Genomic DNA, 5,169 nt, shown 5'->3' with positions numbered 1-5,169 from the left:
TCCCACAAGGACTTCGGCCGTTCACCTGATTTGTGTACACCCAATAACCTGTGGGAGCTGGCTTGCCAGCGAATGGCGCGCAGCGCCAGCCATTCTCAGGAACGGGTCGGTGGCTTGCGCAACAGACTCGCCGCCATCACCCCGAGGAACACCACACTCACCAGCAACACCGCCCACAAGCCGATTTTCTTCCAGTTGGTTGCAGCCACCGCCGCTGTAGTGGCCGGGGCGGTCGGCGTGGTGACCACGTCGCCCTGCACCGTCGCCTTGCCCAGCGCCGCGAGTTTTTCCGCTTTGAAATCCGGAATCAGCGTGCTCAGCGGCAGGTTCGCGGTTTTCACCGTCGGATTGCCCAGCGCCAGGCTGTAAGGCCCGTCACCCCGTGCGAGGAAAATCACCTGCGTCGCTCGCACCGCGTATTTCAGGCTCGGTGCCTGCTCGCCCAGGCCACCGCCGCGCTCATCCACGCTCAGTTTCAATTGCTGCACGGTTTGCCCGTACAACTGCAATTCGTTCTGCACCACGTCCTGACCGTTCTGGGTCAGGCGATACAGCAAGCCGTTGCTCAGGGGCTGCCACGGCAGGCTGCTTTCGCGGCGGCCCGCGAGGGTGACCGGCGCCAGACTGTTCGGTTGTTTCAACTCGACCTGCACCCGCTCGACATTCAGCCCCATCGGCAACTGCCAGGTGTACTCGCCGGATTGGGTGCTGCTGCCCGTCAACGCTTGCGACCAGACCAACGGCAGCGGCACGTTGCGTGGATCGCTGCTTTTCAATTGCACTGCAGTGAGGATGGGTGCCGAGGTGGACGTCTCCCACAGCAGACGCAGATAGCGCGCCGATTGCCCCGGCAGCGTCACCTCATGCTGTTCGATGCGCTCGTCGGAAAACGTCAGGCGCGCCACCTGCCCTTCGCCCCACGCCTGCCAATGCTGCAAGTCATCACTGGCCTCGATGCTGAAGCGCTGGAAACCGTCGCGTTCGCTGGTCCAGTCGAGGATCAGTTGCTGCAGCGGCGCCTTGATCGCGCTGGCATCGAGCAGCCAGCCGCGCAGCACTTCCTCACCGGCCTCCAACTGAGTTGACGGCTGCACTTCCACCAGCGTGCCGGTGGTGGTCGATTGCACGCGCACGTTCGGCGCGCGCTCGCTGGCGTCGGCGGCGTTGTACAGCGGGAACCACTTCACCTCATGCAACTGCCCGTCGTCGCGGGTCTGCGCCGATTCCCGGGCCAGGGCGTAGGCCTGCGGCTCGCCAGCAGCGTTGAATACGCGCAGGTCGCTGAGATCGGTCTGGCGTGCCTGCAATTGCGCGCTCAGCGGCAGGTCGAGGCGATACCACGGGCCGTTGCCGCTCACCGTCAGCGGGACCTGCGTGGCGAAGTCCGCCGGTTTTTCCTGGGCGCCGGCAGCTATCACCACGCCCAGCGCCAACCACCCCAGATTCAGCATGCGACTCAAGATGAAACTCCTTCGGTATCCGGCACGGGTTTGTCCGCCTCCGGTTCGGCTTCGACACGCTTAGGCGGCAGCGGCGCAAAGTAGCCCACCACCAGCAGCAACACGCCGACGCCGATAAACGAGACGATCCGGGCGAGGCCGCCACGGTTGCTCAATTCGACAAAAATCAGTTTCGCCACCACCAGCGCAATCAGCGCCGCGCCGATCAGCCAGACTTCGCGCCGGTGACGCAAATGCCCGCCGATCATCAGACCCAATGCCATCAGGGTCCAGACGATGGACAACCCGGCCTGCACCAGCATCGATTCGAGCAGCAGATCCAGCTCGAACGGGATCCCCGCCCAATGGTGCGCGGCGCGGGTCACCAGCGCGGTACAAAAGGCGAACAGCGAAACCCCGGCGACCAGTTGCGTGGCGTACTCGGCGTAATCCTTGCGCAGGGCAAACTGCGTCAACGCATGGCGCGACCACGCGTACACCCCGAACAGGGCAAACAGCAGGCCCAATTCCAGCGGGTTGACCAGCGGTACGTACGGCAGCGGCTCGGCATTGCCGTCGCTGAAGCCGTTGGCCAGCCAGAACCACGCCAGCATCAGCACTGCCAACGGCGCAGCGGCATACAAACGATATTCGCGCGAGAACGCGGCCACCGGCCAAGGCCAGTTGCGTGGAGCCGCCGCCAGCAACAGATACAGGCTCGGCAGGATCGCCCAGCCGAGCCAGCGCCAAGCGTTGTATTGCTCGGACAACAGCAGCAAGCCGTAGCGCATCTCCAGCGCCAGCACGCCGATCAGCAGCCAGCAACCCAGCACATGCGCCGTGCTCAAGGCCCGTGCCGGCAACATCGGCGCCAAGCGTCGCAAGCTGAAGAAGTGCACGACGAACACCAGCACCCACGCCAGCCAGCCGACATTCGCCGCCGGGTGATAACGCGAATGCCACGCCGCCAGCAGCACCAGCCCCGCCGCCGGGATCAGCAAGGTGCAGATCAGGCCCAGCGCCGGCCATTTCAGGCGCAGCGCCAACAGCGTCCACAACGCCACGCTTAGCGCGGCGACCAGCAGCAACAGCGGCGCCTGCAGGTTCAACGGTGCAAAACGCAGCACCTCACTGACCCACGCCAACGCCCACCAACCGGCGCCCCACACCAGCAACACTTCAGACAGACGCTGCAAACCCAGCGCATCGAACGCCGAGGCATGATTGCCCAGTTGCAAACGCCAGGCACCGACCAGCGCGGCCAGCCCCAATACCAGTGGCGTCCAGAAGCTGCCATGAGCCAGCGGCCGCAGGCCTTCGCTGGACAGCGGCACGAGCAACTCGGGGCCGGCCAACAAGAACGCCGTGCCACCGATCAACTGCAACAACAGGCCGAAAACAAAACTCACGCGCTGCTTGAGGTACAGGCTCAGCCAGATGATCAGCAAGCCACTCGCCGCCCACACCGCACTCGCGGTTTGCCACGGCAACACGAACAGCACCGCCAGGTTGATCAGCACCAGCCCCGCCAGCAACACCACCGACAAGCCGCGCAGCAGCCGCACATCGCCGCGCACCATCTCGTCCCGTGCCGCCAGCAGCATGCCGGCGATCAACGCCAGACCGATCAGCGATGCGCTGAGCAACCCGCTCCACCCGGCGCTGAACACCGCCGCCGAATCCCCGCCCGCGCCTTGCAGACGCAACAGGAACAGCGCACCGCCGAACAACTGCACGGCGAACGCGGTGAACAGGAACGTACGCGATTGCAGGCGCAGGCCGACAAACAAGGTCACCAGTCCGGCCAAGGCCCAACTGATCGCTGTCGCCTGAACAAAGAAAAACAACGGCGCCAGCAAATACAGGAAGGTCAGGCCCAGCGCCGCCAGTACCGGCAAACCCTGGCGCTCCCACGGCGAAGCCTGTTCCGGCGCCGCTTTGCGCAATTGATAGAAACTGAACAGCAGCGCGAAGCCGAGCATCAACGCGCCCAACGGTGCGCCGTCAAGCAGGCTGCTTTCGCCGACCCGCAGCTGACTGAGGAACGCCAGCGCCGAACCCAGTTGCAGCAACAGGGCAAACGCTCGGGCGAACGGCCGCTGCTGACGCAGGCCGAGCCAGAAAATCCCCGCGCCCTCCACTGCCCACGCTGCTGAGGTCCAGCGTGCATCGAGGCCTAGCGGGATCGCCAGACTGGCGAAAATCACCCCCAGCGCCAGACAGGTTTCACCCAGCAACAAGGCGCGGCCGCCCATCAACACCCGGGCCAGACCCATGTAGATCACGCCCAGTGCGAGTGCGCTGAACGCAGCGGCGAACTCCAGGTGCTGCACCAACGCAAACTGCAGACCGAAGCCCACGAGCGGCGGGCCGAACAGCATTGTGCCGTCGACGTAGTCGCCCTTGCGCGCCGACCAGTGCAGCAGCGCCTCGCGGTCGCCGTCTGCCGGTGCATCGGGCATGTCGAGCAACTTGCGCCGGGCAAACAGCAGGCCGATGGCCAGGTACATCAGGAAGAACAGAATCAGGAACGGTTCGGTGCTCCACAGCAATTCGGGCGCATACGAACGCAGCCCCCAGGCGAAGCCGATGCCGAACGTGCCAACGAATCCGATCAGGTTGAGCAGGCGCCAGGCCTTGAACCAGGCGATGGCAAGGATGCCGGCATTGAGCAGCGCGAAATAGCTGAACAGCGCGACATGGTTGCCGGCGCCGGTCGAGGTCAGGATCGGCGCGGCGAAACCGCCGAGCGCAGCGGCGGCGGCCAGTCCAAGAGCATCCTGGGTGATGGCGAGAATGGCCGAAAACACCGTGACCGCCACCAGCAAACCCAGCGCGGCGGACGGATCAAGCAACGGATGCAGTCGCATCGCCGCAAACACCGTCAGGTACAGCACCGCGATCCCGGTGCCCTGCAGAATCAGCGCATAGCTGCTGTTGCGCCGACGCAACCACCAGCCCAACGCCAGCAGGGCCAACGCCGCCGCCGCGACGCCGGCATAACGCAATTCGATCGGCACCACCATGCCTTCGGTGGCATAGCGCAGCAGGAACGCCAGACCGAAAAACAACAGCACTACGCCGACCCGCAACACCGTGTTGCCGCCGAACAGCCAGTTGCGCGCAGCGCTGATGCCGCGCTCGATCAGGTTCGGGCCACGGGGTTCGGCAGGTTGTGTGGGGACTGGCTCGTCGGTGACGGCGTCCAGACGCCAGACATCGGCCGGCAGCGGCTGGCTGGCTTCGCTGGCAACGGCAGAGATAGGTTCGAGTTCCGGCGGCAGTTCCCAGACCAGCTCAGGGGGTAGCGGCGGGTGCTTGTTCGGCAACGATGACGGGGTCGACGGCAGCGTCCGGAGTCGGCGCCATGCTCGGCGGCGTAGTGCGCACGCCGGCACCTTCAAGCAGGAACAGACGCTGCTCGACGGCTTGCAGGGCGATCTTGGCCTGTTCCAGTTGACGCTGTTGGTCGGTGGCCTGCGAGCCAAGACGGGCGATGCGCAGCGTTTGCCCGATCGCCAGCCCAAGCAGTGCACCCAGCAGCGCGGCACTGAACGACTCATCGAGCAGCCAGCCGAGCAGCAGCCCGATCAACATGAACATCCATTGCATGGTCGATATCCCTAAGCGCAAAGGCCAATCCGGGAAGATTAGCGCAGCCTGATCCAAAAAGATCGCAGCCTTCGCAGCTCCTACAGGGTTTTGTGAACACCTTGTGTAGGAGCTGCCG

Annotated in this window: 1 protein-coding gene and 1 pseudogene; both read right to left on the bottom strand. The window is 64.8% G+C overall.

Annotated features, from left to right (window positions below; genetic code table 11):
* Nucleotides 1-95 precede the first annotated feature (95 nt).
* A complete protein-coding gene (locus HT737_RS17555) occupies nt 96-1,460 on the bottom strand; it encodes a DUF3999 domain-containing protein (protein ID WP_182403448.1) in 1,365 nt (454 codons plus the stop codon).
* Nucleotides 1,457-5,051: pseudogene (locus HT737_RS17550) on the bottom strand (DUF2339 domain-containing protein). Before HT737_RS17550 ends, HT737_RS17555 begins: the two are co-directional and overlap by 4 nt.
* Nucleotides 5,052-5,169 lie beyond the last annotated feature (118 nt).

The sequence above is a fragment of the Pseudomonas sp. MD195_PC81_125 genome, from assembly GCF_014060985.1.
GTDB classification, from domain to species: Bacteria; Pseudomonadota; Gammaproteobacteria; order Pseudomonadales; family Pseudomonadaceae; genus Aquipseudomonas; species Aquipseudomonas parakoreensis.
This window is presented reverse-complemented; position numbering and strand designations above follow the sequence as displayed.